The organism is Lelliottia sp. AC1 (assembly GCF_023278595.1).
Lineage (GTDB): Bacteria > Pseudomonadota > Gammaproteobacteria > Enterobacterales > Enterobacteriaceae > Enterobacter > Enterobacter nimipressuralis.
Genome location: NZ_CP025699.1, coordinates 2560119 through 2585470, shown reverse-complemented (window position 1 = coordinate 2585470; position 25352 = coordinate 2560119). Strand labels below are relative to the sequence as shown.

Here is a 25352-nt window from a genome sequence, read left to right as displayed (position 1 = left end):
GGGTCAATCGACTTATCCGTTATCGACCACTGTCTGGCTTTTGCGCAGAACCGGACAGTTCGATAAACCAATAATTCCACTGTCGCTGTGTAAATATTGCGCGGTGCTGGTGCCTCTGGCAGTCAGATATTTACACTGAATCCCCAGTCCTGCCGCATTTTCTGAGCTCCCCACCAGCACGCCGTATCCCGTCAGTAACAAACCAATCCATAAAATGGCCAGGACAATAATTGTCCGAATAATGATGCGCATGAATGCCTCATTTTTTTTGCTAATAATGCTGTTAAGCGTAATAGTTTTACTCTATGAAACAAGTGCATGATTCCGAAAATTTTCTGATGCAGGTACAGTTAGCCCTTGTTTAAGATAACCGTGATAACCTGGTCATATCAGGTCAAAAGACGGAGTGTGGAGTGAAAAAGTTTCGCTGGGTAATTCTGGTTGTTGTACTGATTGCCTGTGTCATTTTGTGGACACAGACGATCAATGTCATGTGCGATCAGGATGTACAGTTTTTTAGCGGCATTTGCGCAATAAATCAATTCATCCCCTGGTAGTATTCATTTTTCTAACAGATGGTACCCTTCCTCTGCGTCAGTGCTAAAATGGCGTTTTTATTGAGGTGGTAAAATGGGTGAGTTACTGAATTCGGGGCTACTAAACGTAGCCTCACTGGCGATCTCTCTGGTCGTGATGATTATCGGCCTGGCGCTGTGGTTCTTTGTGAATCGCGCCAGTTCTCGCACGGATGAGCAGATTGAACTGCTGGAAGCGTTGCTTGATCAGCAGAAACGCCAGAATGCGTTGCTGCGTCGTCTGTGCGAAGCTAACGAGCCGGAAGAGAAAGAAGTCCCAAAAGCCGCTGAAGCAGTGGTAAACGAAGACGAAGATGATTTCATTCGTCTGGTGGCTGAACGCTAACGGATGAGCGGGGGAGGTGGCTGTGGTCTGGAAAAATCCCTGGTATAACCCCTCCCTGAAACATCATGCTCCCGATGGGTTTCGCAACCTCGACTTTACTGGCCATCAGCCCGGTGACGTCGAGCGGTGGCGCAAGGAGCGCAAAGCGGCGGGATTACCCAAACCGCCCACGCCGGGTTATGACGAATTTATCCGCCAGTGGTGGCAGCCTGCCGAACTGAACGACCGGCCAGAAGATGGCGTCTGGTGGCTGGGTCATGCCAGTGTGCTGCTGCGTTTAAGCGGGCAATATTTGCTGACCGATCCTGTTTTTTCCCGACGCGCCTCGCCGCTCCCCTTTCTTGGACCGCAACGCAAGACACCCCCGGTTTTAACCGTCGACACGCTTCCACACATTGATGCGTTGGTGATTTCCCACAACCATTACGATCATCTCGATTCCGCTACTGTCCGCCACCTGTTGCGGCGTTTCCCTGAACTCACTGTATTTGTGCCGCTGGGCCTCGGCGACTGGTTTCGTCGTCGCGGCGCCAAAAAAATTCTTGAGCTGGACTGGTGGCAGAGCGCTGTGTTTCAGGGGATTACGCTTACCGCCGTTCCGGCCCAGCACTGGAGTATGCGCACTTTCTGGGACAGAAATCGCTCATTGTGGTGCGGCTGGGTATTTGAGGAAGCAGATCAGCGTTTTTGGTTTAGCGGTGATACGGGTTATACGCCAGATTTGCTCGCCATCCCGCAGCGCTTGGGGCAGATTACCGCCGCCGCGCTGCCCGCCGGGGCGTATGCACCACGCTGGTTCATGTCGGCCCACCATATGGATCCGCAATCTGCCATCAAGCTCTGGCAGCAAATGGGAATGCCGCTCGCATTTCCGATCCACTGGGGTGTGTTCGAGCTGGCCGACGAGTCCCTCGACGGGCCGGTGATGGAGCTTACTCAGGCGCTGGAAAATGAAGCGGGGATTAACGACAAGTTTAGAATATTGAAAATTGGTCAATATTTATCCCTGTGATCTAATACCGCCTCGCTGAATATATTCTCTATTCCAACCCTGTCCCTCAGATGTATTTCCATCGAAACGTTTTTCTTGCTTTCTTTTGCACCAGGATGAAAGACGTTTCATTATTTTGGTGCAATACACCAAACTGTCATCTCCGACATATATGATGAAGCCGCACAATTTATAGCCGGTTTATTTCAGTGTAAAACTCAAAACCTTACGTTGATTTCAGCATAACTTTTCGCAAATTGTTCTAACTCAATCATTGCATTCATTAAACTTTCGGCACTGGCTGGATCTATATCAAAGATTGAGCTAAGGTAAAATTGCTTTAGATTACAGGCGCTACGCTGGCGCCTGTCTTGCGGTTCGCTTTGGTCTGTCGGCGGCAGTGCGCGCATGCAGTTGCGCATAATGTCGCAGGCTGAGATCGGAGTTTGTGCGGCGGATCTAGACACGTTTAAAAATGGCTTGCCATAATTATCGTTGTATGTAATAACACGTTTTGGGTCAAACGAGGTACAGTTCTGTTTATGTGTGGCATTTTCAGTAAAGAAGTCCTGAGTAAACACGTTGTCGTTGAATACCGCTTCTCTGCCGAACCTTATATTAGTGCCTCAAGCAGTAATGTCTCAGTTTTATCTATGTCAATGCCTGCGGGCTAAGAAAACAATCTAAGGAATTTTGCAAATGGCAAAGATTAAAGGTCAAGTTAAGTGGTTCAACGAGTCTAAAGGTTTTGGTTTCATTACTCCTGCTGACGGCAGCAAAGACGTGTTCGTACACTTCTCTGCAATCCAGGGTAACGGCTTCAAAACTCTGGCTGAAGGCCAGAACGTTGAGTTCGAAATTCAGGACGGCCAGAAAGGTCCGGCTGCTGTTAACGTAACCGCTATCTGATCGAATCCCTGCTGACTTAGAAGCGCTACGGCGCCTCACACTCAGACATCAAGCCTCGCGTATGCGGGGCTTTTTTAATCCTCTTTTTTCAAAATGTTACCCCGTTCGCTTCTGTTCGTAGTTTGTTGCAAAGCTGCGAGATTAGAAGCATTGTTTTCGCACCTAATGTCACGTTTTTCCCGTTAAATCAGGGCGTTGTTAATCTGACCTGGAGTCCGGGTGAAAAAGAAAACCTCTGATCCTGCCGGAAACTTCACCCCGGCGCGTTTTGTCCTGCTGTGTATCTCCATTTTAGGCAGTCTGGCCTTTCTGCTGGGACGCGTCGCATGGCTGCAAATCATCAAGCCTGACAATCTGGTAAAACAGGAAGATATGCGATCTCTGCGCGAAGTGGCGATTAACGCTCCGCGTGGGATGATCACCGATCGCGAAGGCCGTCCGCTGGCGGTGAGTGTGCCGGTACAGGCCGTGTGGGCCGATCCGAAAACGGTGCTGGCGAAAGGCGGCGTCGGTTTTGATGACCGCTGGCAGGCGCTTGCCAGTGCGCTGCATATTTCGCTGAGCAGCCTGGCTGCGCGGATCAACAGTACCCCTCAGGGGCGCTTTATTTACCTTGCCCGTCAGGTTGACCCTTCTCAGGCGCAGTGGATCGATAAGCTCAACCTGCCGGGGATCAATCTACGCGACGAATCGCGCCGTTTTTATCCCGCCGGGCATGTGGCGGCCAATTTGCTCGGATTCACTAACATCGACGGGCAGGGGATTGAAGGCGTAGAAAAGAGTTTCAACGCGCAGCTGACCGGTAAACCTGGTGTGCGGCGGGTGAGGGAAGATCGCTACGGTCACGTGATCGAGAATTTGACGGAGGTCTCGCCGGTTCCTGCGCACAATATCCAGCTGAGCATCGACGAGCGACTCCAGACCATCACCGAAGACGCGCTGGACAACGCCGTCGCGTGGAACAAAGCCGAGTCGGGCGCGGCGGTGCTGATCAACGTACAAACCGGGGAAATTCTCTCAATGGCGAGTTTCCCGGATTTCAACCCGAATAACAGGGAAGGGGCCACGCTGAATGATTTCCGTAATCGGGCGATCAGCGACACCTTCGAACCGGGCTCAACCGTCAAACCGCTTGTTTTGATGACCGCGCTCCAGCAGGGCCTCGTCCAGCCCGACAGCGTAATTGATACCCATCCCTATACGCTCGACGGCCACCGCATTCGCGACGTCGGCTACTATCCGGAGCTGTCCCTCACCGGCATCCTGCAAAAATCGAGCGATACGGGCGTCTCACGTTTGTCACTGGCGATGCCGATTCAGCATCTGCTGGATACCTATCAGGGCTTCGGTTTTGGGACGTCCACCGGGCTGGGGCTGACCGGGGAGAGCAGCGGCCTGTTACCGCAACGTAAATTCTGGAGTCAGCTCGATCGCGCCACCTTTGCGTTTGGCTATGGCCTGATGGTCACGCCGCTGCAGCTGGCGCATGTGTATGCCACGATCGGCAGCTATGGCCTGGAGCGGCCGCTGTCGATCACGCGTATCGATCCACCGGTTATGGGGCACCAGGTGATGCCGGAAGAGATAGTGCATCAGGTGGAACATATGATGGAGAGCGTCGCGCTGCCGGGCGGTGGCGGGATTAAAGCGGCGGTACGCGATTATCGGGTAGCCATAAAAACAGGTACCGCGAAAAAGATTGGCGATGACGGGAAGTATGTCGACAAATATGTCGCTTACACGGCAGGCGTGGCGCCAGCCAGTCATCCGATGTTTGCCCTGGCTGTGGTGATCAACGATCCGCAAAACGGCAGCTATTACGGCGGGGCGGTCTCTGCACCGGTCTTCAGCCAGATTATGGGAGATGTTTTGCGCATTGAGAACGTTGAGCCGGACGGTTTACCGCCTGATTCGAACCATCTTATCGTGATGCGTTAAGCCAGGCGTTTTATACCAGGGCGAATAGCGGTACACTTTCGCCCTTTGATATTGCCTGGAGTTACCATGTCATTCAGTTGTCCCTTATGCCACGCGCTGCTGACGCACGACGAAAATAGCTATACCTGTCCGCAGGGGCACCGGTTTGACAAGGCGAAAGAAGGGTATGTGAATTTGCTGCCCGTTCAGCACAAACGCTCGCGCGATCCGGGTGATTCCGCTGAGATGATGCAGGCGCGCCGCGCGTTTCTCGACGCCGGGCATTATCAGCCGCTGCGCGACGCTGTCGCTGAGTGGTTCGCCACAATACTTGAGCAGAATGCCACTTCTGTGCTCGATATTGGCTGCGGAGAAGGCTATTACACGGCGGCATTTGCCCAGGTAGCCAGCGAAAAAGGCGCGCAAACAGTCGGCCTCGATGTGTCGAAATCAGCGATCCGTGCGGCGGCGAAGCGCTATCCGCAGGTCACTTTCTGCGTCGCCTCCAGCCATCGTCTGCCGTTTGACGATGCCAGCCAGGACGCCATTATCCGTATTTACGCCCCGTGCAAGGCAGAAGAGCTGGCGCGAGTGGTTAAACCGGGCGGATGGGTCATCACGGTAACGCCAGGGCCGAAACACCTGATGGAAATGAAAGGGCTGATTTACGATGAGGTTCGCCTGCATGCGCCGCATTCTGAACAGCTTAGCGGTTTTACGCTGCGCCACGAGCAGTCATTGGGCTATGAAATGTGCCTGACGGGTAAAGAGGCGGTGGCGCTGTTACAGATGACGCCATTTGCGTGGCGGGCCAAACCGGAAGTGTGGGAAACCTTAGGAAAACAAGATGTGTTCCGCTGCCAGACAGATTTTAGTCTTCACTGCTGGCAGCGCGAGAGTTAACCGTAGAAGTGCGACCAGAGAATTTGTCCGCCAATCCCGATTAAAACAATACCGCCCAGAATTTCGGCTCGCTTACCTAACAGCGGGCCGATAAATCGTCCGACCATCATTCCCAGCGTCGACATAATCAACGTCGCACAGCCGATAGCCAGCGCTGTGGCGATGATATTGACCTGCAAGAATGCCAGACCGACACCGACCGCCATCGCATCCAGACTGGTGGCGATCGCGGTGGTGACCAGCAGCCAGAAGCCGTGGCGATGGATCGGCGCTTCATCTTCGTCGGAATTACCGCGGCAGCCTTCGATAACCATTCGCCCGCCGAGGAACGCCAGCAGAATAAAGGCAATCCAGTGGTTCCACTCCAGCACAAACTGACTGGCGAGCATGCCAAGCGCCCAGCCGATCAGCGGGGTGAGGGTTTCGATAGCGCCAAAGATAAGACCTGTACGAAGGGCTTCTGAGAATTTAGGTTTGTGGAGTGTGGCACCTTTACCGATGGAAGCAGCGAAAGCGTCCATGGACATGCCGAAAGCGAGAAGGATCGTTGCAGAGATATTCATTTAAAGCGTCCAGACCGGGGATATCCATATGACACATCACTGCCCCCAGTAAACAGCAGTTGATGTCTCAATGGTCTCGCCTGATCTCAGTGCACATGAACTGACTGTGCAGAAAGCGATCCGTACGCACCACGTTTTTCAACGAGTATGTTGACACGTACATTTCCCGGGGACGGGAAATCGGCTACTCCCCAACGACGGCGCAACCTTAACATATTTTGAGAATATAAAACAACAACAGGAAGGTATTATTCTATTAATCAATTGATAACGATTTTCATTTAGATTTATTGGTGAGAATAACGTTAAGGAATATAAGTTAATTCTGAAGGGAATATAGCTGTGGCTATATATTGTGCGTGTGAGCTGGAGACAATATATAGCCATTGCTATAATGATAACCTATTGAGTTTTAACCATTAGTTTGTATATTTTCTCAAGGTCATCAATATTTTTCACCCGAATGAGCAACCGGCGCTGCTCTAATTGCATTACCAATACGCCGTCCTCGGATAAATTCATCTCTTTAATACGGTTATATTCTATCCATACATTGGCGAAGAAAAAGCCATGACTTTTGAAGAGGATCTTTGGCACTCTGATCCAGAAGAGATAAATCGCCATTAATGCCAGCGCACATAATAACCATGTGGTTAATAAAGCACCGTGGCTCATCGCATTGTTGTAAATCAGAATGGCGAGAAGACCCGCGAAGATAAACGCATCAACCCGACCGCGTCGCAGAAGAGGGATGGCAAGCATTGTCTCGCCGTGGCGGCGCGGCATGATGAATTCGTCGTAAATGGCGTACGCCAGAAGGGCAACAATAAACAGAACCAGTACGATGTCCGTAACCGTCATTCGTCCTCCAGAATAAAAAACCGGGGGCAAGCCCCCGGCGGATAAAGCAAAAACTTACAGACCCAACAGGCCGATAGCGTAGCCCACGATACCGATGACGAAGAAGCCAACGATAATCCACAGGGCGTTCACTTTCTTACGCAGCAGCCACATACAGGCGAAGGTCAGCAGCAGCGGCACCAGGCCCGGCATTAACTGGTCAAGGATGGTCTGCACGGTGGTCACGCGCGTTTGTCCGTCCTGACCGGTAATGGTCGAGACGACAAGCGGGATGTTAACGTGCGTCCACTTGTTAACCAGTGCCCCCATGACAAACAGGCCGAGAATTGACGCCCCCTCGGTCAGTTTTTGCAGGAAGCCGCCGCCCATATCAGAAACGATATCGACACCTTTGCGATAGCCGTAAGCGACGCCGTAGTAACGGGTAGCCAGACGAACGGCGTTAAACAGAATGAAGAACAGCAGTGGACCGAGCAGGCTGCCGCTCATCGCGATGCCCGCGCCGAGAGCCGCGAAGACCGGACGCACGGTACCCCAGAAGATTGGGTCGCCCACGCCTGCCAGCGGCCCCATCAAACCGACTTTGATACCGTTAATGGCACCATCGTCAATCTCTGCGCCGTTTGCACGCTGCTCTTCCATCGCCAGCGTTACGCCCAGAACCGGAGCCGCAACGTAAGGATGGGTGTTAAAGAATTCCAGGTGACGTTTAATCGCCTGGCGACGCGCTTCGTTATTTTCCGGATACAGGCGTTTGATGGCCGGTACCATGGAGAAGCAGAAGCCCAGCGCCTGCATACGTTCGAAGTTCCATGACCCCTGGAACAGGTTAGAACGCAGGAATACGCCACGAATATCACCCGGAGTGAGTTTTTTCTCAGTGGTAGTTTTTGTCATATCAACCATTTCGCTCACCTGCTAGTCCAGTTCGTTATCGAGATCGTTGTTACCAGCAGCCTGCGCTGGTGCACCCGCGACGCGGTTATATTTCGGGCTCAGCTGGATGTACAGAATCGCCATCACCGCACCAATCACACCCAGAGCAACCAGGTTGAAGTTAGTGAACGCCGCAGTAACAAAGCCGAGGTAGAAGAACGGCATCAGGTAGCCTGCGCGCATCATGTTGATGACCATCGCGTAACCGACTACCACGATCATGCCACCCGCGATGTTCAGACCGCCGGTCACGACTTCTGGAATCGCGTTCAGCATGCTCTGGACTTCGCTGGTACCTACAGAGATCGCCACGATAACCGCCGGGATAGCAATACGCATGGCCTGCAGGAACAGAGAGGAAACGTGGATCCACGAGAGGGCCGTCAGGTTGCCATTATCGGCCGCCTTATCCGCCGCATGCTGGAAGGCCACGGTGATAGTACGAACGATGATGGTCAGAACCTGGCCTGCTGCTGCCAGTGGGATGGCCAGTGCGATACCTGCACCGATGCTTTGGTGACCGGCAATAACCAGAACCGTTGAGATGATAGATGCCAGCGCTGCATCAGGTGCAACTGCCGCACCGATGTTCATCCAGCCCAGGGCGATCATTTCCAGCGTACCACCGATGATAATACCGGTTTTCATATCGCCAAGAACGGCGCCAATCAACGTACAGGCCACCAGAGGGCGGTGGAACTGAAATTCATCAAGTACGGATTCCATACCCGCAATACACGCGACGATGAACACCAGCACAATCTGAAGAGTGGTAATCTCCATTGTACTTCTCCTATAACATAAGCTTTATGTGAAAAATCAGCGCCTGGGTTATTTCCCAACTTTGCCGATCAAATCCATCATTTTCAGTTTCTGATCCGTGGAAACCTTACGGGCTTCCAGCTCAATACCGCGTGCATTCAGCTTATTGAAGGCTTCGATATCTTTTTCATCGACTGAAATCGCGTTATTCACCTGCGTTTTGCCCTGACGGAACGCCATACCGCCAATGTTGACGGAGGTGATCTTCACGCCGCCTTCAACAATGCGCTCGACGTCTGTCGGGTTGGTGAACAGGAGCATCACACGCTCGCCCGCATATTTCGGGTTGTTATACACGCGGATCATCTTGGCGACGTCCACGACGTGTGCGGTAACGCCCGGAGGAGCAACCTGGGTGAGAAGGGTTTTACGCACGTGATCGGCAGCCACTTCGTCGCTGACGACGATAATGCGTTTCACGTTGGTCTCTTTGGTCCAGCGTGTTGCCACCTGGCCGTGGATTAAACGGTCATCGATACGCGCAAGCCCGATCACCATGTAATCGTTCGCGCCCATCGGTTTTGTCGGGACCGCTGCTTTCACTGCCGCTGCGACCGGAGCCGGTTTCTCAACCGGTTGTGCTTTCAACGCTTTCACGCCTTCGCGACCGGTTTCGACTGCCAGAGCGACCAGTTCGTCAAAGCTCGGGTTATCATCGCGGGCCATCAGCGTTTCCACCAGCATCGGGATGTTTACGCCAGCGACAACTTCATGATGCTCTTTATCGACGACAATGCGGCTGGCGGCGTTAAACGGACTGCCACCCCATGTATCAACGAGAAACAGCACGCCTTTGCTGGTATCCAGTTTCTCCAGCTGAGCAGTGTATTTTTCAATCAGCGTTTCAGCGTTTTCGCCAGGGACGAAATCGATCCAGCCAACGTTTTCCTGCTCACCCAACAGCATTTCTGCGGTTTTGAGTAACTGCTCTGCAGCCCAACCATGTGTGCCTATCACAATAGCAATGGTCACTTGCTACCTCCTTTTATTATCATGAATACATCTGCCAGGCAGATGTACTGAGAATCTTCCCCGGCGTACCGAATCGATTCAGATAAAGGGTTAGAGTTAAATTAACGAAGACTTCCGTGAATTATTTTAGATAGTGAAAAAATAATTTATGTGATGAAGATCCGTAATTTAGCTTCACAGAGGAGATTTATCCCAAATGAAAATCGACTCTGTTACAGATCTTTGCAAAGGAAAGTAAATCTTTGCTAAAAAGCCATTGTCTCTGATATGTTTAGCCTCCGTTTAATTACCAGGAGTATAGGGCTACAGCCCACTGTATGGACCGTCACCGACGTCAGTCATCTTCCAGGCCATTTTGCGCCTCGCACGCCGGCGATCCTCGCCACTCGTTGAACATGTCTACCGCCATTTCGCCCACGCTTTCCGGGGCGCCGTTTTGTCATTCCTTTAGCAGGAGCTTGTCATGGAATTCTTAATGGACCCGTCAATCTGGGTGGGATTACTCACGCTGGTTGTTCTCGAGATTGTTCTTGGTATCGACAACCTGGTGTTTATCGCCATCCTTGCGGATAAGCTGCCGCCTAAACAGCGCGACAAAGCGCGTTTAATCGGTCTTTCGCTGGCGCTGATCATGCGTCTTGCGCTGCTGTCCGTTATTTCGTGGATGGTTACCCTGACCAAACCGCTGTTTACCGTCTGGGATTTCACCTTCTCCGGTCGTGATTTGATCATGCTGGTGGGGGGGCTATTTCTGCTGTTCAAGGCCACCACCGAGTTGCATGAAAGGCTGGAGAACCGCCAGCACGACGACGGGCACGGTAAAGGCTATGCGAGTTTCTGGGTTGTTGTCGCACAGATCGTGGTGCTCGATGCCGTGTTCTCTCTGGACGCGGTAATTACCGCCGTCGGTATGGTGAACCACCTGCCGGTGATGATGGCTGCGGTTGTGATTGCGATGGCCGTGATGCTGCTGGCCTCGAAGCCACTGACTCGCTTTGTGAACGAACATCCAACGGTGGTGGTGCTGTGTCTTAGCTTCCTGCTGATGATTGGTCTGAGCCTGGTCGCAGAAGGTTTCGGCTTCCATATTCCGAAAGGCTACCTGTACGCCGCGATTGGCTTCTCGATCATTATCGAACTGTTTAACCAGATTGCGCGTCGCAACTTTATTAAGCAGCAGTCGAATCAGCCGCTGCGTGCCCGTACCGCTGACGCCATCCTGCGTCTGATGGGCGGTCGCCGCCAGACCACCGTCCAACCGGAAAACGCGAACCATAACCCAGTGCCGGTTCCGGAAGGGGCGTTCGTTGAAGAAGAGCGTTACATGATTAACGGCGTGCTGTCGCTGGCCTCCCGCTCATTGCGCGGCATTATGACGCCACGCGGTGAAATCAGCTGGGTCGATGCCAACCTGAGCGTCGATGAAATCCGCCAGCAGTTGCTCTCCTCACCGCACAGCCTGTTCCCGGTGTGTCGCGGTGAGCTGGATGAAATCATCGGTGTCGTGCGTGCCAAAGAGTTGCTGGTGGCGCTGGAAGAGGGCGTTAACGTCGAAGCGATTGCGGCGGCTGCACCGGCGATAGTGGTTCCGGAAACGCTGGACCCGATCAACCTGCTAGGCGTGCTGCGTCGTGCGCGCGGTAGCTTTGTGATCGTCACTAACGAATTTGGCGTAGTACAAGGCCTGGTCACGCCGCTGGACGTGCTGGAAGCCATTGCCGGTGAATTCCCGGACGCCGATGAAACGCCCGAAATCGTGGCGGATGGCGACGGCTGGCTGGTCAAAGGGACAACCGATCTGCACGCTCTGCAGCACACGCTGGGTCTCGATAACGTCATCAACGATGAAGAAGATATCGCGACCGTTGCCGGATTAGTGATTGCCGTGAACGGCCAGATCCCGCGCGTTGGCGATATCATTGAGCTGCCGCCGCTGCAAATCACCATCATGCAGGCAAATGATTACCGCGTAGACCTGGTGCGTATTGTTAAAGAGCAGTCCGCCCACGACGAAGAAGAGTAATCAGGCTTAGCGTAAGGGCATAATCGGAACGATATGCCCATTCCGCGGTGCTGGTGGAGGCGAGCTCTCCGCCAGCCACCGCGGAAAATCTTTCAGCGGCATCGGCCGCGCATACAAAAATCCCTGCAAAATCGTCACGCCGTGATCGCGCAAATAGCGCGCCTGCTCCTGCGTCTCCACCCCTTCCGCCACCAGTTCAAGATTCAGCCGCTGGCCCAGGGCGATAATCATATCCGTCACCGTCGAATTCACCGCATCCGTCCCGAGCGCCGTGGTGAAAGATTTATCGATTTTCAGCACGTCAGGGCGCAGTTTCTCCAGCCAGGAGAGCGAACTGCTCCCGGTGCCAAAATCATCAATCGCCAGTTTGACCTCTTTGCGATGCAGCTCCCGCACAATGCGATAATCCATGTCCAGCAGGGCATCCCGTTCGGTGAGTTCAACAATCAGCTGCTGTTTGGGATGCGCGCTGAACCAGTAGCGGTTCAAATCCTGTAACAACATCCCGTTGCGAAAATGGCTGGCCGCCACATTAATCCCGATATGAAAGCCTTTATTAGCGGGAAAATAGCCAATCTGACGGACGGTTTCTGCGATCACGTAGCGCGTCAGAGGAACAATCAGATTGTGTTCCTCAGCCAGCGGAATAAAAACATCCGGGGAGATCCACCCCTGACGGGGGTTATTCCAGCGCAGCAAGATCTCCACGCCGACGCATTTCTGCGTGCGGGCATTGAGTAACGGCTGGCAAAACAGCTCGAACTCGCGTGCAGCCAGGCCGAGATTAAGCTCCCACGTAAAGCTCATGCGACTGGCGGTGGCAAGCCAGGCGATATAGCCCAGCAGCAGGCTCAACAGCACCGCCAGTGGGAGCTGGGAGGGCAGATTTTTCAGCGCCAGCTGGCTCGCGCCAGGCCCGCTGACGGTAATGGTGAAGGGGAAATGGGCCGAAGACTGACGCAGGATCATCGCGTCATCGGTATAGGTGAGCGTGTCAGTCACATTCTGACCGTAGCGAAGAAATTTATTGCCCGCGCTTAAGCTCACGTCAGTGATCAGCGGAGGCTGCGGCTCAAGCATCATGCGGGTGATAAGCTCGATATTCACAACCTGCATCACGCCGTCTTCGCCGCTGTCAGAGACGGGATACCACTGGATTAAAATCGGGCTGCCTTTCAGCAGCGATTTATCCGTCGACAGCACCAGCTGCGGCTGGCTTGAGGGTAATGCCGGTTGTATCTGCCGGATCGGCACGTCGCGGATGCCAAAAATACTGGAGCAGTAGAGGATCCCGTCTTTGATCAGTCCAATAGAGCGCACGGTTTGCAGAGTTGCAGCCTGTTTTCGTAGCGACAGGTGGATATCAACGCAGGGGGCACCCACCAGGGATTGCAGTTTTTCGCGTCCACTCTCAAGGGGAATAAGGATACTGTCCAGCGCATTCACAGAGTGGTTTGCAAAAGCGTGAATACGGTCCTGATTGACATTACGCTGTGAAATAAACCGAAAGCTCAGGGTCAAAAAGAGCGTAAAAAGCGCCACCAGCACACAGACAATAATGCGGTTTCGGCGATAGCTTTTAATGATCCTTTGCGCAGTTTGCATGAAAAGGACGCTCGATAAGCCGCCAGCACCAGGCGCCGGGGCAACACAGAAAGTGTAGTGGGGAAATGTTAAGGTGACGAGACAGCGGAGAAAATTCGCCCATCCGTTGCAGATGGGCATATCCCCGTCATACGTCACGCCGTATTACACATCCTGCGGCGTGACGTATTCAGGGTACAGTCGAAATGGTTAGTCGCACTGCACCTTGATCGCCAGGCCGCCGCGAGAGGTTTCACGGTATTTGGCGTTCATGTCTTTTCCGGTTTCGTACATGGTCTCAATGACCTTATCCAGCGACACACGCGGCTCGCTGGTGCGGCGCATGGCCATACGCGAGGCGTTGATCGCTTTCACGGAGGCGATGGCGTTACGCTCGATGCACGGTACCTGCACCTGGCCGGCGACCGGGTCGCACGTCAGACCAAGGTTATGTTCCATCCCGATTTCCGCTGCCACGCAAACCTGTTCCGGGCTGGCACCCAGCAGTTCAGACAGACCGGCCGCCGCCATGGAACAGGCTACGCCCACTTCACCCTGACAGCCCACTTCAGCACCGGAGATGGACGCATTCATTTTGTACAAGGCGCCCACGGCACCCGCTGCGAGGAAATAGCGGATGTAAATGTCAGGCGTCACCGGCTCGATAAAGTGATCGTAATAGGCCAGCACCGCCGGAACGATACCGCATGCGCCGTTAGTGGGTGCCGTCACCACGCGGCCACCGGCGGCGTTCTCTTCGTTCACCGCCAGCGCAAACATATTCACCCAGTCGACCACGTTCATCGGGTCGTTGGAGAATTTATCGGTCGTCACCAGCATACGGCGCAGGGCAGAGGCACGACGCGGTACGCGCAGTGGCCCAGGCAGAACGCCCTCGGTGTTGATCCCACGGTCGATACAGGCCTGCATGGTCTGCCACACATTAGCAAAATAGTCTTCGATCTCTTTTTTGCTGTGCAGCGCCAGTTCGTTTTGCATCACCATGCCGGAGAGCGACAGGCCGGTCTGTTTGCAGTAGTCGAGCATTTCCTGCGCAGACTTGAACGGATAAGGGACGTTAACGTCGCCCGCCGTGTCTTTGCCAAAGTGCTCTTCGTCGACGATAAAACCGCCGCCGATGGAGTAATAGGTTTTGCTGTAGATCACTTTGTCGCCGTTGAAGGCGTGGATCTGCATGCCGTTTTCGTGCAGTGACAGGTTATCACTGCGAAAACGCATGCCGTCGTCGTGGGGGAAATCCACTTCATGCTTGCCGTTAGCCAGCAGCAGACGACCGCGTGTTTCAGTGTCGCGGATAAACGCCGGAATGGCGTCAATATCCACGGTGTCCGGCATGTTACCTGCCAGACCCATAATAATGGCGATATCGGTGTGGTGGCCCTTACCCGTTAAAGAGAGTGAACCGTAAACGTCAACGGCTACACGGGTAGTGCTTTCCAGTAATCCTTTTTCGACCAGATCATCGACGAACTGTTTACCGGCCTTCATCGGCCCTACAGTGTGGGAAGAAGACGGGCCAATCCCCACTTTGAACATGTCGAATATACTAATCACTTTCTTACTCCTGACAGGGTTACCGGGGTTCCAGTAACGATGTTATAACTGCGCATAGTGTAAGAGGGAAGTTACAGGTCGGCTGAACTATTCACATGAATTAAACTAATGAATAACCCCTGTTTTGCTAATGGTGCGACGCCCCTCGCAAACCCGAAGAAAAATTCAGAATGTAAAGTATAGTCAAGGCTTCAGGCCGATTTGCAGCGCCAGTTCACGAATAATGCCCGCTGTCATGCCCCAGACAAAATAATGCTGATACCACGACAGCCACACCCGGTGATCGTGTCCACGCCGTTGAATATCAAGCGGATGATATCGGCTCAGTCGAAGGGCTTCTGCCAGCGGCATTTCGAACACCGCCGCCACTTCATCTTCGCTGGCGTGATAGTGCAGATTGGGCGGAATAATCCCGACGACCGGCGTTACCTGAAAGCCGGTCACACTGTCCACCGGCGGTAACACGCCAATCACCTCAACGGATTCTGGCGGGATCGCCACCTCTTCCTGGGCTTCGCGCAGGGCAGCGGCAATCAGTGAGGCATCGGAGGCATCGACTGCACCCCCGGGAAACGCCACCTGACCTGCGTGTTTACGTAAGTGCGACGAGCGTTTGGTCAGCAACAATCCTGGCTGCTCGCGGCGTACCACCGGGATCAACACCGCCGCCTGGCGGCTGTTCAGCGCATCACGATTCACCTGCGGGCGCAAAAGCTGAAAGCGCGACAGAAAATCATCCAGGGTCAGATCGTGGGTATCCAAATGTTAGCTCTCCAGTTGATGCAGGATGCGGTTCACTTTATCAAACGTTTCCTGATATTCCGCGTTTGCCTGGCTGTCGGCCACAATCCCGCCGCCCGCAGAACAGTAAAGCTGCCCGTCGCTGGCGGTCAGGGTGCGGATGGTTATGCTGGTATCCATCGTGCCACACCGGCTCAGATAGCCAATGCTGCCGCACCAGGCGTTGCGGCGATGCGGTTCCAGTTCGTCAATGATCTGCATGGCGCGCACTTTCGGCGCGCCGGTGATCGACCCGCCAGGAAACGCCGCACGGAGCAGATCGCAGGCAGAACGGCTTGCCGGGAGACGCGCGGTAATCGTGCTCACCAGATGATGCACCGCCGGAAATGGTTCCACCACGAACAGCTCGGGAACGCGCACGCTGCCCGACTCCGCGACGCGACCAACATCATTACGCATCAGATCGACAATCATCAGATTCTCGGCGCGATCTTTTGGCGAGGCGGCGAGTTTCTCCGCCTGCAGCCGATCGGCGTCAGGGTCCGTGAGGCGCGGCAGGGTGCCTTTAATCGGGCGCGTCTGGATAGTGCCATCGGCAAGATGAATAAAACGCTCCGGCGAGAGGCTCAGGACTGCGCCCTGTTCCAGACGCAGGAAGGCGCTGAATGGCGCGCGGTTACTGGCGTTCAGGTGCGTAAACGCCTGCCACTCATCGCCCGCGTAAGTCGCCTGAAAACGCTGGGCGAGATTCACCTGATAGCAGTCACCGCTGTGCAGATACGCCTGCACCTGCGCGAACTTCTGCGCATACTCATCCGCGCTCATATTGGAACGCCACGCGGAGGTGAGGGTAAAATCGATGGCCAAAACGGGCTGCTGCGCGTCGAGCCACGCCAGCCGCGCGTCAGCGTCGCTGTGGCTCAGCAGTGAAACCCGTTGTTTATGGTGATCAACAATCACCGCCCAGTCGTACAGCCCTACGGCCATATCCGGCAGCGTAATATCCTTCTGCGCGTGCTCTGGCAGCGTTTCAAATCGTCGGCCCAGGTCATAGCCAAACAGCCCCAGTGCGCCCCCCTGGAAAGGCAAATCAGGATCCGTTGCGGCGCCGAACGGCAGGGCGTTTAGTTCGCGCTCAAGCAGGGCGAGCGGATCGTCAGTGGATGTGACAACGTCACTTGAAGATATCTGCGTAGAATCACCACGGGTCGTCAGGGTGGTGAGCGGATCAGCGACCAGAATATCAAAGCGGCTGTAAGGGTGATCGGCATGTCCGGAGTGCAGCAGCATCGCCCACGGGAGATGGCTTAAGCGCGCAAACCAGAATTCGGCGGCGTCATGACGCCAGGGTAATGAAATGACAGTAGGGGGTAACGGGTTCATGTGTGGCATACTACCGGGCAGCGTGAATTTATTAGCGCAGATAATTTAGCAGGAGTTGATAATGTTTGCAGGTTTACCTTCCCTCAGTCATGAACAGCAGCAAAAAGCCGTCGAGCGTATTCAGGAACTGATGTCCCAGGGAATGAGCAGCGGACAAGCGATTACGACCGTAGCCCAGGAAATTCGCGCCACCCATACCGGCGATCGGATTGTGGCGCGTTTCGAGGATGACGAAGACGACGAATAATCGTCTTACACCGCCGCGATTATCTTGATTTCAACTTTATACTGCGGCTTCATCAGCGTGGCCTGTACCGTACAGCGTACAGGCGCGTGACCCGCTACTACCCACGCATCCCATGCTTTATTCATCGCAGCAAAATCGTCCTTATTCGCCAGGAAAATGGTCGCATCCAGAATGCGGGATTTATCGCTGCCCTGTTTTTCCAGAACCGCGTCAATTTGCGCCAGCGTATTGGCCGTTTGCTCGAACGCATCAGCGTCCAGGTTTTCGGGGACACCCGTGTAGTAGAGCGTCTGATTGTGAATCACAACGTCAGACCAGCGGGCTTCCGCATCAATGCGCACAATTGTCATAAACCTTTCCTCATAAATGGTTTCAGGCCGCAAGACTGCCATAATGTTCCGTCAACGTCTATTTCGACTGGCACAGGAGAGGGCGGGCTGACATAATCCCTGTGCAAAAATACAGTGAGAGAGCAACGTGGCAGACGATTTTTCAGCAGACGGTCAGTTAGCGCAGGCGATTCCCGGTTTTAAACCGCGCGAGCCGCAACGACATATGGCGGAAGCGGTCACCCGCGCCATCAAAAATACCCAGTCGCTGGTGGTCGAGGCAGGCACCGGGACGGGCAAAACTTACGCCTATCTTGCCCCTGCGCTGCGCGCGAAAAAGAAAGTGATCATCTCAACCGGCTCGAAAGCGTTGCAGGATCAGCTCTACAGTCGCGACCTGCCGACGGTGGCAAAAGCCCTGAACTATAAAGGCCGCCTGGCATTGCTGAAAGGGCGCTCAAACTATCTCTGTCTGGAGCGCCTCGAACAGCAGGCGCTGGCTGGCGGCGATTTGCCGGTTCAGACCCTGAGCGATGTGATCATCCTCCGCGCCTGGGCGAATCAAACCATTGACGGGGATATCAGCACCTGCGCCAGCGTCGCCGAAGACTCTCAGGCGTGGCCGCTGGTGACCAGCACCAACGACAACTGCCTCGGCAGCGACTGCCCGCTGTATAAAGATTGTTTTGTCGTCAAAGCGCGTAAAACCGCGATGGATGCCGACGTGGTGGTGGTGAATCACCATCTGTTCCTGGCGGATATGGTGGTTAAGGACGGCGGTTTTGGTGAGTTGATTCCGGAAGCGGAAGTGATGATCTTCGATGAAGCCCATCAACTGCCGGATATTGCCAGCCAGTATTTTGGTCAGTCGCTCTCCAGCCGTCAGCTCCAGGATCTCGCCAAAGATTTCACCATTGCTTATCGCACCGAACTGCGCGACACCCAGCAGCTGCAGAAATGCGCTGACCGGCTGGCGCAAAGCGCGCAGGATTTTCGTATGCAGCTGGGCGAACCCGGCTATCGCGGGAATCTGCGCGAACTGTTAGCCGACAGTAATATCCAGCGCGCGCTGCTGCTGCTCGATGATGCGCTGGAGCTGTGTTATGACGTGGCTAAGCTGTCCCTCGGGCGCAGCGCCTTGCTCGACGCCGCTTTTGAGCGCGCCACGCTGTACCGCACGCGCCTGAAACGTCTTAAAGAGATCAACCAGCCCGGCTTTAGCTACTGGTATGAATGCACCGCACGTCAGTTCACCCTGGCGCTCACGCCGCTGACCGTGGCCGATAAATTCAAAGAGGTGATGGCGCAGAAACCGGGAAGCTGGATATTTACCTCCGCGACGCTCTCCGTGAACGACGATCTGCACCACTTCACCGAGCGACTGGGGATTGAGGAGTCAGATTCACTGCTGCTGCCCAGCCCGTTCGATTATGAAACCCAGGCACTGCTCTGCGTGCCGCGCAATTTACCGCTACCGAACCAGCCGGGCGCGGCGAAACATCTGGCGGCAATGCTCAAACCGATGATCGAGGCCAACAATGGCCGCTGCTTCATGCTGTGCACCTCCCACGCCATGATGCGCGATCTGGCCGAACAGTTTCGCGCCACCATGACCTTACCCGTGCTGTTGCAGGGGGAAACCAGTAAAGGCCAGCTGTTGCAGCAGTTTGTGACTGCCGGTAACGCGCTGCTGGTGGCAACCAGCAGTTTCTGGGAAGGGGTGGACGTGCGGGGAGATGCGCTCTCACTGGTGATCATCGACAAACTGCCCTTTACCTCTCCGGACGATCCGCTGCTCAAAGCGCGCATGGAAGACTGCCGCCTGCGGGGGGGCGATCCTTTTGACGACGTACAGCTCCCGGACGCGGTTATCACCCTGAAGCAGGGTGTCGGGCGTCTGATCCGTGATACGGACGACCGCGGCGTGCTGGTGATCTGCGACAATCGCCTGGTGATGCGCCCTTACGGCGCGACATTCCTCGCCAGCCTGCCACCCGCGCCCCGCACGCGGGACATTAATCGCGCGGTGCGTTTCCTGGCGAACCCAACGGCGGAGTAATTTGTCCTGGAGTGTGCTAAGATGCGCGCCATTTTGTGACTACCCATTGCGAGAGCGCGAGACCCATGCGAATTCTGGCTATTGATACCGCTACAGAGGCCTGCTCCGTTGCCCTGTGGGATAACGGTACCCTCTTTGCCCATTTTAAAGAGTGCCCCCGGGAACATACCCAACGTATTCTGCCGCTGGTGAAAGAGATCCTTCACCAGGGCAACTCCACTTTAACTGAACTCGACGCGCTGGCCTTTGGCCGTGGGCCGGGCAGCTTCACCGGCGTGCGTATCGGCATTGGTATCGCGCAGGGCCTGGCACTGGGCGCCGATCTGCCAATGATTGGCGTTTCCACACTCGCCACAATGGCGCAGGGCGCATGGCGCACCACTGGCGCGACGCGAGTGCTGGCCGCGATTGATGCGCGCATGGGCGAAGTCTACTGGGCCGAGTACACGCGCGATGAGCAGGGCGTCTGGCACGGTGAAGAGACCGAGTCGGTGCTCAAACCGGACGCCGTTGCTGAACGGTTGAAACAACTTTCCGGCGAGTGGGCTACTGTGGGTACAGGCTGGCCAGCCTGGCCGGATATGGCAAATGACAGCGGTCTGACGCTGGTTGATGGTCAGGTGTTACTCCCCCATGCTGAAGATATGCTGCCGATCGCCTGTCAGCTGCTGAGCGCGGGAAAAACCGTGGCCGTTGAACACGCTGAGCCGGTTTATTTGCGAAATGAAGTGGCCTGGAAGAAACTTCCGGGCAGGGCGTGAATCTCAGTAATAAGCACTGAGAAAAGGGAGTCGCATCATGGCGGTTCAAACAAAGGTTGTACGCCTCTTCATAGCGGGCGCTATCGCTGTGGCATTAAGTGGATGTGTCACCGTTCCTGACGCGATCAAAGGAAGCAGTCCGACACCGCAGCAGGATCTGGTGCGGGTGATGAATGCGCCTGAGCTTTACGTTGGCCAGGAGGCACGCTTCGGCGGCAAAGTGGTGGACATCCAGAACCAGCAGGGAAAAACCCGTCTGGAAATTGCGACGGTGCCGCTGGACAGCGGGGCGCGGCCTGTACTGGGCGAACCTTCGCGTGGGCGAATTTATGCAGATGTGAACGGTTTCCTCGATCCGGTCGATTTCCGTGGCCAGCTGGTGACGGTCGTTGGGCCAATCACCGGCACGGTACAGGGGAAAATCGGTAACACGCCGTATAAATTTATGACCCTGCAGGCCACCGGCTACAAACGCTGGCACCTGACCCAACAGGTCATGCTGCCACCGCAGCCTATCGACCCGTGGATGTGGGGACCTCACCCGTACCGTTACGGCGGCTACGGTGGATGGGGCTGGTACAATCCAGGCCCGGCTCAGGTTCAGACCATCGTTACAGAATAACTTACTGTTATTATTAGATAAGAGACAGCGGCTCAGCCGCTGTCTCTGTTTTTTACGGATATAACACAAAAAAAAGAGTGACGCGCTTCGCAACCTTAAATTCGAACAATTAATAAACTGGTACGCTGAGTTAATATAATGTTAACGAACTGTTTATTATCGGGGTTGTGATGACGACGAACACTCATTTCAGAGGTGATGCATTGAAAAAGGTTTGGCTTAACCGTTATCCCGCAGATGTGCCTGCGGAGATCAATCCTGACCGTTATCAATCCCTGGTTGAATTATTTGAGCACTCGGTCGCGCGCTACGCGGATCAGCCTGCGTTTGTGAACATGGGCGAAGTGATGACCTTCCGCAAACTGGAAGAGCGCAGCCGGGCCTTTGCCGCCTATTTGCAGGAAGGCCTGGGCCTGAAGAAAGGGGACCGCGTCGCACTGATGATGCCAAACCTGCTCCAGTATCCGGTGGCACTGTTCGGTATTTTGCGGGCGGGGATGATCGTGGTTAACGTCAACCCGCTCTATACTCCGCGCGAGCTGGAGCACCAGTTGAATGACAGCGGCGCGGCGGCGATTGTGATTGTCTCCAACTTTGCCCATACGCTGGAAAAAGTGGTCGATAAAACTCAGGTCCGCCACGTGATCCTGACCCGCATGGGCGATCAGCTGTCGACCGCCAAAGGGACGCTGGTTAACTTTGTCGTCAAATACGTGAAGCGTCTGGTGCCGAAATACCATCTGCCGGATGCCATCTCTTTCCGCCGTGCGCTGCAGAGCGGCTATCGCATGCAGTATGTGAAGCCGGAAGTGGTCCCAGACGATCTGGCTTTCCTGCAGTACACCGGTGGTACGACCGGCGTTGCGAAAGGGGCGATGCTGACCCACCGCAACATGCTGGCGAACCTTGAGCAGGTGAATGCGACCTACGGCCCGCTGCTGCATCGCGGCAAAGAGCTGGTGGTCACGGCGCTACCGCTGTATCACATTTTTGCTCTGACCATGAACTGCCTGCTGTTTATCGAGCTGGGCGGACAGAATTTACTGATTACCAACCCGCGTGATATTCCAGGGCTGGTGAAAGAGCTGGCGAAATATCCGTTCACCGCCATGACCGGGGTGAACACGCTGTTTAATGCACTGCTCAACAACAAAGAGTTCCAGCAGCTCGACTTCTCCACGCTGCACCTCTCTGCGGGCGGCGGCATGCCGGTTCAGCAGGCGGTAGCCGACCGTTGGGTGAAACTCACCGGACAGTATCTGCTCGAGGGCTACGGCCTGACAGAGTGCGCGCCGCTGGTCAGCGTTAACCCGCATGATATCGATTATCACAGCGGCAGCATTGGTCTGCCGGTGCCGTCAACGGAGGCCAAACTGGTCGACGACGCAGGCAACGAAGTGCCTCACGGTGAGCCGGGCGAACTGTGCGTCAAAGGCCCGCAGGTGATGCTCGGCTACTGGCAGCGCCCGGATGCGACGGATGAAATCATCAAAGACGGCTGGCTCTACACGGGCGACATCGCGGTGATGGACGACGAAGGTTTCCTGCGCATTGTCGATCGCAAAAAAGACATGATTCTGGTCTCTGGTTTTAACGTCTATCCTAACGAGATTGAAGACGTGGTGATGCAGCACGAGGGGGTGCAGGAAGTGGCTGCCGTCGGCGTGCCGTCCGGCAGCAGCGGCGAAGCGGTGAAGATATTCGTGGTCAAAAAAGACCCCTCGCTGAACGAAGATGAACTGATCGCGTTTTGTCGTCGTCAGCTTACCGGTTACAAAGTGCCGAAGCTGGTGGAGTTCCGCACGGAGCTGCCAAAATCGAACGTCGGGAAGATATTACGACGAGAATTACGTGACGAAGCGCGTTCCAAAGTGGACAATAAAGCCTAAGCTTCGAGTGAGTCGCCACCACACGCCGGTTAGCCGGCGTTTTTTATGGGCGCAAACCAGAGAGAAACCGTTTTGAATTACCAGATGATCACTACCAACGACGAGCTGGCAACGCTGTGCAACGTCACCCGCGACTTTCCCGCCATTGCTCTGGATACCGAGTTTGTTCGCACGCGAACCTACTATCCCCAGTTGGGTTTGATCCAGATGTACGATGGCAAAAAAGTCTCGCTGATTGACCCGCTGGGTATCACGGACTGGGCGCCGATGCGTGAACTTCTGCTCGATACCGCCGTGACCAAATATCTGCATGCGGGTAGTGAAGATCTGGAGGTATTCCTCAATACCTTTGGCGTGATGCCGGAACCCCTGATTGATACGCAAATTCTCGCCGCTTTTTCCGGCCGTCCGCTCTCCTGGGGCTTTGCCGCGATGGTGGAAGAGTATACCGGGATTGCGCTGGATAAGAGCGAGTCGCGCACCGACTGGCTGGCGCGTCCACTGACTGAACGTCAACTGGACTACGCCGCTGCCGATGTCTTTTACCTGCTGCCGATTTGCGGCCAGCTAATGAAAGAGGCTGAAGACGCCGGCTGGCTGGATGCAGCGCTCAACGAATGTCGTATGACACAGCAGCGCCGTCAGGAAGTGGTCGACCCGAAAGACGCCTGGCGCGATATCACCAACGCCTGGCAGCTGCGTACCCGTCAGCTTGCCTGCCTGCAACTGCTGGCCGACTGGCGTCTGCGCAAAGCGCGTGAGCGCGATCTGGCGGTCAATTTTGTCGTACGCGAAGAGCATCTGTGGGCGGTTGCGCGCTATATGCCGGGCAGCATGGGCGAACTGGACAGTATCGGATTATCGGGCAGTGAAATTCGCTTCCACGGCAAAACGTTGCTGGCACTGGTCGCCAAAGCCCAGCAGTTGCCGGACGATGAACTGCCGGAGCCACTCTTGAACTTGATGGATATGCCAGGCTATCGCAAAGCGTTCAAAGAGATCAAAGCGCTGGTGCTGGAAGTGGGAACGGAAAACAAGATAAGCCCAGAGCTGCTGGCATCACGGCGTCAGATCAATCAGCTGCTGAACTGGCACTGGAAGTTAAAACCACAGAATGGCCTGCCGGAACTGATTGCGGGCTGGCGCGGGGAGTTGATGGGCGAACGTCTGAAAACCCTGCTGGCAGACTATCCGCAGTAATAAAATTGCCGGGTAAGCGAAGCGCTACCCGGCATTGATACGTTCTTAATGCTATGGACGTGACTCTTCCGCTTCTGGCAGCGTCACGTTCAGCTCCAGAATCGAAATATCCCCATCCTTCTGCTCCAGCTGCACGGTGACCATCTCCGGGTCGATCTGCACGTACTTACAAATCACTTCCAGGATGTCTTTGCGCAGTTGCGGCAAATAGTGTGGTTCAGCATCGCTGCGGCGACGTTCCGCAACGATAATTTGCAGTCGCTCTTTCGCGATGTTGGCGGTGCTTTTTTTCCGCGAGAGAAAAAAGTCCAGTAATGCCATAACTTATCCTCCGAACAGGCGTTTGAGGAAACCTTTCTTCTCTTCTTCAATGAAGCGGAAAGGACGTTCTTCTCCCAGCAGACGGTCAACGGTATCAGCGTAGGCTTTACCCGCGTCTGCCATCGTATCGAGGATCACCGGCTCGCCCTGGTTAGAGGCGCGCAGCACGGATTGATCTTCCGGAATGACGCCAACCAGTTTGATGCGCAGGATCTCCAGCACGTCTTCCATGCTCAGCATGTCACCCTTGTTAACGCGACCCGGATTGTAACGGGTCAGCAGCAGGTGCTCTTTGATCGGGTCCTGACCATTTTCTGCGCGACGAGATTTAGACGCCAGAATGCCCAGAATACGGTCAGAGTCACGTACAGAGGAGACTTCCGGGTTGGTGGTGATAATGGCTTCGTCAGCAAAATACAGCGCCATCAGCGCGCCCGTTTCGATACCGGCAGGGGAGTCGCAGACCACAAAGTCGAACTCCATCTTTTTCAGTTCGTCGAGCACTTTCTCCACGCCTTCGCGGGTCAGCGCATCTTTGTCGCGCGTCTGAGAAGCAGGAAGAATAAAGAGGTTTTCCGTGCGCTTATCTTTAATCAGCGCCTGGTTAAGGGTGGCATCGCCCTGAATGACGTTAACAAAGTCATACACAACGCGACGCTCACACCCCATGATCAGGTCGAGGTTACGCAGGCCGATATCGAAATCGATAACAACTGTCTTCTTTCCCTTCTGGGCCAAACCAGTAGCGATGGCCGCGCTGGAGGTGGTCTTGCCAACGCCTCCTTTACCCGAAGTCACAACAATAATGCGTGCCATAGAAATT

General features: G+C 54.8%; 27 protein-coding genes and 1 pseudogene. 15 read left to right on the top strand and 13 right to left on the bottom strand.

Annotation, left to right across the window (positions count from 1 at the left end; genetic code table 11):
• Positions 1 to 12 precede the first annotated feature (12 nt).
• Positions 13 to 252, bottom strand: a complete 240-nt coding sequence (locus C0560_RS12345; RefSeq protein WP_123427601.1) for a YobH family protein — start codon at positions 250 to 252, stop codon at positions 13 to 15.
• Between the two features lie 161 nt (positions 253 to 413).
• Here C0560_RS12345 and mgrB point away from each other — a divergent pair, with 161 nt between their 5' ends.
• The 7 genes and pseudogenes from mgrB to rlmA all read left to right on the top strand — a co-directional run bounded on the left by mgrB (position 414) and on the right by rlmA (position 5641).
• On the top strand, positions 414 to 557 hold the full coding sequence (gene mgrB, locus C0560_RS12340; protein ID WP_100779813.1) for a PhoP/PhoQ regulator MgrB: 144 nt from the start codon (positions 414 to 416) through the stop codon (positions 555 to 557).
• 73 nt (positions 558 to 630) lie between these two features.
• Entirely contained in the window at positions 631 to 921 is a 291-nt protein-coding gene (locus C0560_RS12335; protein ID WP_107703371.1) for a YebO family protein, read from the top strand.
• 22 nt (positions 922 to 943) lie between these two features.
• Positions 944 to 1933, top strand: a complete 990-nt coding sequence (locus C0560_RS12330; RefSeq protein ID WP_248858640.1) for an MBL fold metallo-hydrolase — start codon at positions 944 to 946, stop codon at positions 1931 to 1933.
• A gap of 521 nt (positions 1934 to 2454) precedes the next feature.
• Positions 2455 to 2599: pseudogene (locus tag C0560_RS12325) on the top strand (DUF2627 domain-containing protein).
• Positions 2600 to 2611: 12 nt separating this feature from the next.
• Positions 2612 to 2821, top strand: coding sequence for a transcription antiterminator/RNA stability regulator CspE (gene cspE / locus C0560_RS12320; RefSeq protein ID WP_001062678.1), 210 nt, complete (start codon positions 2612 to 2614; stop codon positions 2819 to 2821).
• Between the two features lie 219 nt (positions 2822 to 3040).
• Positions 3041 to 4759 carry a peptidoglycan glycosyltransferase FtsI gene (gene ftsI, locus C0560_RS12315; protein WP_248858639.1) on the top strand — a complete coding sequence of 573 codons (1719 nt, stop codon included), beginning with the start codon at positions 3041 to 3043 and terminating at the stop codon, positions 4757 to 4759.
• A gap of 66 nt (positions 4760 to 4825) precedes the next feature.
• On the top strand, positions 4826 to 5641 hold the full coding sequence (rlmA, locus tag C0560_RS12310; protein WP_181826490.1) for a 23S rRNA (guanine(745)-N(1))-methyltransferase: 816 nt from the start codon (positions 4826 to 4828) through the stop codon (positions 5639 to 5641).
• On the opposite strand, the gene mntP is transcribed toward rlmA, so the two are convergent.
• The 5 genes from mntP to manX form a co-directional block, all read right to left on the bottom strand.
• On the bottom strand, positions 5638 to 6204 hold the full coding sequence (gene mntP / locus C0560_RS12305; protein WP_100779818.1) for a manganese efflux pump MntP: 567 nt from the start codon (positions 6202 to 6204) through the stop codon (positions 5638 to 5640). The genes rlmA and mntP overlap by 4 nt on opposite strands.
• 402 nt (positions 6205 to 6606) lie before the next feature.
• Complete coding sequence (locus C0560_RS12300; protein ID WP_248858637.1) at positions 6607 to 7065, bottom strand: DUF986 family protein; 459 nt, start codon at positions 7063 to 7065, stop codon at positions 6607 to 6609.
• Positions 7066 to 7119: 54 nt separating this feature from the next.
• Positions 7120 to 7971, bottom strand: coding sequence for a PTS mannose transporter subunit IID (locus tag C0560_RS12295; protein ID WP_154125742.1), 852 nt, complete (start codon positions 7969 to 7971; stop codon positions 7120 to 7122).
• A gap of 12 nt (positions 7972 to 7983) precedes the next feature.
• Complete coding sequence (gene manY / locus C0560_RS12290; RefSeq protein ID WP_022648448.1) at positions 7984 to 8784, bottom strand: PTS mannose transporter subunit IIC; 801 nt, start codon at positions 8782 to 8784, stop codon at positions 7984 to 7986.
• A 48-nt stretch (positions 8785 to 8832) separates the two neighbouring features.
• Positions 8833 to 9795, bottom strand: a complete 963-nt coding sequence (gene manX / locus C0560_RS12285) for a PTS mannose transporter subunit IIAB (RefSeq protein WP_102103961.1) — start codon at positions 9793 to 9795, stop codon at positions 8833 to 8835.
• 317 nt (positions 9796 to 10112) lie between these two features.
• Here manX and C0560_RS21035 point away from each other — a divergent pair, with 317 nt between their 5' ends.
• Together C0560_RS21035 and yoaE are read left to right on the top strand one after the other, a co-directional pair.
• The gene (locus C0560_RS21035) at positions 10113 to 10271 is read left to right on the top strand and encodes a hypothetical protein (protein WP_371923348.1); all 159 of its coding nucleotides are present in this window, start codon (positions 10113 to 10115) and stop codon (positions 10269 to 10271) included.
• Positions 10259 to 11818, top strand: coding sequence for a CNNM family cation transport protein YoaE (gene yoaE, locus C0560_RS12280; protein WP_123427611.1), 1560 nt, complete (start codon positions 10259 to 10261; stop codon positions 11816 to 11818). The genes C0560_RS21035 and yoaE overlap by 13 nt, the downstream gene beginning before the upstream one ends.
• A 6-nt stretch (positions 11819 to 11824) precedes the next feature.
• On the opposite strand, the gene C0560_RS12275 is transcribed toward yoaE, so the two are convergent.
• The 4 genes from C0560_RS12275 to pabB form a co-directional block, all read right to left on the bottom strand.
• Positions 11825 to 13423 carry an EAL domain-containing protein gene (locus C0560_RS12275; protein ID WP_102103959.1) on the bottom strand — a complete coding sequence of 533 codons (1599 nt, stop codon included), beginning with the start codon at positions 13421 to 13423 and terminating at the stop codon, positions 11825 to 11827.
• A gap of 189 nt (positions 13424 to 13612) precedes the next feature.
• Entirely contained in the window at positions 13613 to 14977 is a 1365-nt protein-coding gene (gene sdaA / locus C0560_RS12270; protein ID WP_100779824.1) for an L-serine ammonia-lyase, read from the bottom strand.
• A gap of 183 nt (positions 14978 to 15160) precedes the next feature.
• The gene (locus tag C0560_RS12265; RefSeq protein WP_102103958.1) at positions 15161 to 15739 is read right to left on the bottom strand and encodes a CoA pyrophosphatase; all 579 of its coding nucleotides are present in this window, start codon (positions 15737 to 15739) and stop codon (positions 15161 to 15163) included.
• Positions 15740 to 15742: 3 nt separating this feature from the next.
• Positions 15743 to 17101: an aminodeoxychorismate synthase component 1 gene (gene pabB, locus C0560_RS12260; RefSeq protein WP_248858635.1), complete on the bottom strand. Its 1359-nt coding sequence runs from the start codon at positions 17099 to 17101 to the stop codon at positions 15743 to 15745.
• A 61-nt stretch (positions 17102 to 17162) separates the two neighbouring features.
• Between pabB and C0560_RS12255 the strand changes: the two genes are divergently transcribed.
• On the top strand, positions 17163 to 17348 hold the full coding sequence (locus tag C0560_RS12255) for a YoaH family protein (RefSeq protein ID WP_100779827.1): 186 nt from the start codon (positions 17163 to 17165) through the stop codon (positions 17346 to 17348).
• Positions 17349 to 17353: 5 nt separating this feature from the next.
• On the opposite strand, the gene C0560_RS12250 is transcribed toward C0560_RS12255, so the two are convergent.
• Positions 17354 to 17698, bottom strand: coding sequence for a RidA family protein (locus tag C0560_RS12250; protein WP_107703380.1), 345 nt, complete (start codon positions 17696 to 17698; stop codon positions 17354 to 17356).
• A 127-nt stretch (positions 17699 to 17825) separates the two neighbouring features.
• Between C0560_RS12250 and C0560_RS12245 the strand changes: the two genes are divergently transcribed.
• The 5 genes from C0560_RS12245 to rnd all read left to right on the top strand — a co-directional run bounded on the left by C0560_RS12245 (position 17826) and on the right by rnd (position 24208).
• Positions 17826 to 19736 (top strand): ATP-dependent DNA helicase, encoded by a 1911-nt coding sequence (locus C0560_RS12245; RefSeq protein WP_100779829.1) that lies wholly within the window; start codon positions 17826 to 17828, stop codon positions 19734 to 19736.
• A gap of 65 nt (positions 19737 to 19801) precedes the next feature.
• Positions 19802 to 20497, top strand: coding sequence for a tRNA (adenosine(37)-N6)-threonylcarbamoyltransferase complex dimerization subunit type 1 TsaB (gene tsaB / locus C0560_RS12240; protein ID WP_248858633.1), 696 nt, complete (start codon positions 19802 to 19804; stop codon positions 20495 to 20497).
• Positions 20498 to 20534: 37 nt separating this feature from the next.
• A complete protein-coding gene (locus C0560_RS12235) occupies positions 20535 to 21119 on the top strand; it encodes a Slp family lipoprotein (RefSeq protein ID WP_100779831.1) in 585 nt (194 codons plus the stop codon).
• A 203-nt stretch (positions 21120 to 21322) separates the two neighbouring features.
• Positions 21323 to 23008, top strand: coding sequence for a long-chain-fatty-acid--CoA ligase FadD (gene fadD / locus C0560_RS12230; protein ID WP_248858632.1), 1686 nt, complete (start codon positions 21323 to 21325; stop codon positions 23006 to 23008).
• A gap of 72 nt (positions 23009 to 23080) precedes the next feature.
• A complete protein-coding gene (gene rnd / locus C0560_RS12225) occupies positions 23081 to 24208 on the top strand; it encodes a ribonuclease D (protein WP_100780862.1) in 1128 nt (375 codons plus the stop codon).
• 51 nt (positions 24209 to 24259) lie between these two features.
• Here rnd and minE read toward each other — a convergent pair whose 3' ends face one another.
• On the bottom strand, positions 24260 to 24529 hold the full coding sequence (minE, locus tag C0560_RS12220) for a cell division topological specificity factor MinE (RefSeq protein ID WP_010432714.1): 270 nt from the start codon (positions 24527 to 24529) through the stop codon (positions 24260 to 24262).
• Positions 24530 to 24532: 3 nt separating this feature from the next.
• Positions 24533 to 25345, bottom strand: a complete 813-nt coding sequence (minD, locus tag C0560_RS12215; protein WP_100779834.1) for a septum site-determining protein MinD — start codon at positions 25343 to 25345, stop codon at positions 24533 to 24535.
• Positions 25346 to 25352: the final 7 nt, after the last annotated feature.